Source organism: Streptomyces sp. NPDC104581, from assembly GCF_055583685.1.
Window position 1 is genome coordinate 146,300 of record NZ_JBVJNN010000015.1, and the last position, 4,780, is coordinate 151,079.

General features: G+C 69.2%; 4 protein-coding genes. 1 reads left to right on the top strand and 3 read right to left on the bottom strand.

Annotation, left to right across the window (positions count from 1 at the left end; genetic code table 11):
• Nucleotides 1–106: 106 nt before the first annotated feature.
• Genes ACZ61E_RS15315 through ACZ61E_RS15325 form a run of 3 tightly spaced genes read right to left on the bottom strand, consistent with a single transcriptional unit; the run spans nt 107 to nt 2,831 of the window.
• Complete coding sequence (locus ACZ61E_RS15315) at nt 107–898, bottom strand: amino acid ABC transporter ATP-binding protein (protein WP_383845300.1); 792 nt, start codon at nt 896–898, stop codon at nt 107–109.
• Entirely contained in the window at nt 895–1,842 is a 948-nt protein-coding gene (locus ACZ61E_RS15320; RefSeq protein ID WP_469700108.1) for an amino acid ABC transporter permease, read from the bottom strand. The genes ACZ61E_RS15315 and ACZ61E_RS15320 overlap by 4 nt, the downstream gene beginning before the upstream one ends.
• Before the next feature lie 26 nt (nt 1,843–1,868).
• Nucleotides 1,869–2,831, bottom strand: a complete 963-nt coding sequence (locus ACZ61E_RS15325; protein WP_469700109.1) for an ABC transporter substrate-binding protein — start codon at nt 2,829–2,831, stop codon at nt 1,869–1,871.
• A gap of 525 nt (nt 2,832–3,356) precedes the next feature.
• Here ACZ61E_RS15325 and ACZ61E_RS15330 point away from each other — a divergent pair.
• On the top strand, nt 3,357–4,568 hold the full coding sequence (locus tag ACZ61E_RS15330) for an NAD(P)-dependent malic enzyme (protein WP_469700110.1): 1,212 nt from the start codon (nt 3,357–3,359) through the stop codon (nt 4,566–4,568).
• Nucleotides 4,569–4,780: the final 212 nt, after the last annotated feature.

The following is a 4,780-nucleotide window of genomic DNA, read 5'->3' on the forward strand; positions in this document are numbered from 1 at the left end:
TCCTCCCCCCCCCCTCCCCCCCCCCCCCCCCCTCCCCCCCCCCACCCCCTCCCCCCCCCCCCCCCCCCCCCCCCCCCCCCCCCCCCCCCCCCCCCCGCCCCCGTGGCTACAGGACCTTCGACAGGAACGACTTCGTCCGCTCGTGCTGAGGGTTCGTCAGGACCTCGCGCGGATGGCCCGACTCCACGACCACCCCGTCGTCCATGAAGACCAGCGCGTCGCCGACCTCACGGGCGAAGCCCATCTCGTGGGTCACGACGACCATCGTCATGCCGTCCTCGGCGAGGTCGCGCATCACGTCCAGGACATCGCCGACCAGCTCCGGGTCGAGCGCCGACGTCGGCTCGTCGAAGAGCATCAGCTTCGGCTCCATCGCCAGCGCGCGGGCGATCGCCACCCGCTGCTGCTGGCCGCCGGAGAGCTGGGACGGATAGCCGTCGGCCCGGTCGGCCAGGCCCACCCGGTCCAGCAGCTTCCTGGCCCGCTCCCTGGCGACGGCCTTCGGCTCACGGCGCACCTGCATCGGTGCCTCCATGATGTTCTCGATGGCCGTCATGTGCGGGAAGAGGTTGAAGCGCTGGAAGACCATGCCGATGTCCCGGCGCTTCAGGGCCACTTCCGAGTCCCGAAGCTCGTACAGCTTGTCGCCCTTCTGGCGGTAGCCGACCAGCTCGCCGTCGACGTACAGCCGTCCGGCGTTGACCTGCTCCAGATGGTTGATGCACCGCAGGAAGGTCGACTTGCCGGACCCCGAGGGCCCGATCAGACAGAAGACCTCGCGCGGCGCGACCTCCAGGTCGATTCCCTTCAGGACGTGCGCGGCGCCGAACGACTTGTGTACGGCCTCGGCCTTCACCATCGCGGTCGCGCCGTTCGTCGTCTTCGCGATGGCGGTCATGCGGTGCCTCCGTTCGGGCGGCCCAGGGAGAGCAGATTGGCCCTGATCTTCTGCAACGGCGTCTGCGGCAGGGTGCGCAGAGAGCCGCGCGCGTAGTGCCGCTCCAGGTAGTACTGACCGACGCTCAGGACCGAGGTCATGAGCAGGTACCAGGCCGCGGCGAGGAACAGCATCTCGACCGGGGCGCCGGACGTCTGCCCGATGTCCTGCGCGTATCTCAGCAACTCGTAGAACTGCACGGTCGCCACCAGCGACGTCGTCTTCAGCATGTTGATGACTTCGTTGCCGGTCGGTGGCACGATCACCCGCATCGCCTGCGGGATCACGATGCGGCGCAGCGTCTTGGCGTGGCTCATGCCCAGCGCGTGCGACGCCTCCGTCTGCCCCTCGTCGACCGAGAGCAGACCGGCGCGGCAGATCTCCGCCATGTACGCGGCCTCGTTGAGACCGAGACCCAGCAGCGCCGTCAGGAACGGCGTCATGAAGCTGGCCCAGTAGTCCTTGTAGATCGGCCCGAGGTTGATGTACTCGAAGACCAGACCCAGGTTGAACCAGACCATGAGCTGGACGAGGACCGGCGTGCCGCGGAAGAACCAGATGTACGACCACGCGATGGACGACATCACCGGGTTCTTCGACAGCCGCATCACCGCCAGGACGATGCCGCCGACCACGCCGATGGCCATCGACAGGATCGTGAGGATCATCGTCTGGCCGACACCCTTGAGGATGCGGTCGTCGAAGAAGTAGTCCGGTACGGCGCCCCAGTTGATCTTTCCCTGGGAGAACGCGTAGACGATCGTCGCGAGCAGCGCGACGGCGACGACGGCGCTCACGTACCGCCCGTAGTGCCGGACCGGGATGGCCTTGATGGCCTCCGGCCCGGCGGATCCCGCCGGCGGGGCGTCGGACGGGCCGTCCGACTTCGATATGTCAACAGACACGGTGCTGCCTTTCGGAGCCGGGCGGATCAGGTGCCGGCGTTGATCGTGGCTTCCTTGACCGCGCCGGCGTCGACGCCCCACTTCGCGATGATCTTGTCGTACTCGCCGTTCTCGATGATCGCGTCGAGCGCGGCCTGGATCGCCTTGCTCAGCTCGTCGTTGCCCTTGGCGACCGCGATGCCGTACGGGGCGGCCTCGATCTGCTCACCGACGAGCTGGAAGTCGTTTCCGCCGCCCGAGGTCTTCACCGCGTACGCCGCGACCGGGAAGTCCGACGAACCGGCGTCGGCGCCACCGGCGCGCAGCCGGGTCTGGGCGAGCTGGTCGTTGTCGAACGCCTGGATCCCGATGGCCTTGCCGCCGTCGTCCGTGCACTTCTTCGACTCGGCCTTGGCCAGGTCGTGCGAGACGGTGCCGCGCTGGACGACCATCTTCTTGCCGCACAGGTCCGACCAGCTCGCGATGCCCTTGTCGTCGCCCTTCTTGGTGTAGATCGAGACACCGGCGGTGAAGTAGTCGACGAAGTCGACGCCCTCGCCGACCTTCTTGCCGGTCTCGGAGTCGACACCCTCCTGGCGGTCCTTGGTGTCGGTCATGGCCGACATGGCTATGTCGTAGCGGTTGGAGCGCAGACCCGTGAGGAGAGTGTCGAACGTGCCGTTCTGGAACTCGAACTTCACACCGAGCTGCTTGCCGAGCGCGTCGGCGATGTCGGGGTCGATGCCGATCGTCTTGCCGGCGTCGTCCTTGAACTCGACCGGCGGGTAGGCGATGTCGGAGCCCACCCGGATGACGCCCTTGTCCGCGATCGCCTTCGGCAGCTGATCGGCCAGCGGGGCGCTCTTCGTGGTCTCGGGGGAGTCCTTCTTCCCGCTGTCGGTCTGGTCGCCGCAGGCGGTCAGCAGGAGCGACCCGGCGACCGCGATCGCGCCGACCGCGGCGATCCGGGACTTCCCGGCGGTGGTACGACTGGTGAAGCTGGCGGTCATGATGAGGTTCCTCCGGCGGACGAGGGACTTACCACGCGGTGGGCACGCGCCATCGAGTGTCGCGACCGTGTGTGATTGATTAGGGCATCTTGCCATTCGGACTGGTCCGATCAGGGGGCCCGTCATGTCAAAATCGGATAACGGGTGACCCCCGTCTCCCAGCGGACCGGCACATCAAGACCGGACCATCTGCGGGAATGCCTTCTTCCGGCCGGACGATCTCCGTCCCGTCCCGGCTTTCCGGGCGGTTTCGTGTCGTGCGGCGCAAGTGTCCCGAAACTCCGCTATGAGTCATGTCACCGCTTGTAGAAGGAGACGCGGACGTCCGGCCCGTCCGGTATGAAGGACAGCTACACCCCTCATCCGGGGCTCAGGGCGCGTGTGCGGCGCGCCCGCGCGTACGCACATCCTCCTGTCCGGCGTCGCAACCGCCGGCAACAGGTCCGGTACGCGGTGCCCGCCCACCCCTCCGTAACCCAGGAGTGGACACCCTCAACTGATGAAGAGACTTAAGGGGTCAACAACATGGCAGCCGAGATCGTGAACCCTCGCAGTGAGAGCGACAGCGAAAGCGCGGCCGACGAGCCCTTCGATCCGGCGTTCGCGCTCCACCGGGGCGGGAAGATGGCCGTCCGGTCCACGGTGCCCGTCCGGGACAAGGACGACCTGTCACTCGCCTACACGCCCGGTGTCGCCAAGGTGTGCACGGCGATCGCCGAGAACCCGGAACTGGTCCACGACTACACCTGGAAGTCGCAGGTCGTCGCCGTCGTGACGGACGGGACCGCGGTCCTCGGACTCGGGGACATCGGACCCGAGGCGTCGCTCCCCGTGATGGAGGGCAAGGCGATCCTGTTCAAGCAGTTCGGCGGCGTCGACGCGGTGCCGCTGGCGCTGGCCACCACCGACACCGACGAGATCATCGACACCGTCGTGCGGCTCGCGCCGTCCTTCGGCGGGGTCAACCTGGAGGACATCTCGGCGCCCCGCTGCTTCGAGATCGAGCGCCGGCTCCAGGAGCGGCTCGACATCCCCGTCTTCCACGACGACCAGCACGGCACGGCCGTCGTCACGCTCGCGGCGCTGCGCAACGCGGCCAAGCTCACCGGGCGCACGCTCGGGGAGCTGCGCGCGGTCATCTCCGGGGCGGGCGCGGCGGGCGTCGCCATCGCCAAGTTCCTGCTGGAGGCGGGGATCGGCGACGTGGCGGTCGCCGACCGCAAGGGCGTCGTCAGCCCCGACCGCGACGATCTGACCGACGTCAAGCGCGAGCTGGCCGCGCTCACGAACCGCGCGGGGCTCTCCGGCTCGCTGGAGGCCGCGCTCGCGGGCGCGGACGTGTTCATCGGCGTCTCGGGCGGTACGGTCCCGGAGCCGGCGATCGCCTCGATGGCGGCGGAGTCGTTCGTCTTCGCCATGGCCAACCCGAACCCGGAGGTCCACCCGGACATCGCGCACCAGTACGCGGCGGTGGTGGCGACCGGTCGCAGCGACTACCCGAACCAGATCAACAACGTGCTGGCGTTCCCGGGGATCTTCGCGGGCGCGCTCCAGGTGCGGGCGTCGCGCATCACGGAGGGCATGAAGATCGCGGCGGCGCTCGCGCTGGCCGATGTGGTCGGTGACGAGCTGTCGGCGGAGTACGTGATCCCGTCGCCGTTCGACGAGCGGGTGGCGCCGGCGGTGACGTCCGCGGTGGCGGCGGCGGCGCGGGCGGAGGGGGTTGCGCGGCGCTAGCGTTTGCGTGTGCGGGGTGCTGGTTGCGGGGTGCCGGTGGGGTGGCGGGCCGGGGTTCGGCCTCAATCGCCGGCCGGGCTGGGGTGGTGCGGGCTGGCGCCCGGGCCTGCTTCCGGGGCCGGGGTGCTGCCCGTGCGGGCCGGTTGCCGGGTGCCGCCCCTGTGGGCCGGGGTGGGGGTGCTGTCCCTGCGGGCCGGGGTGGGGTGCCGGTG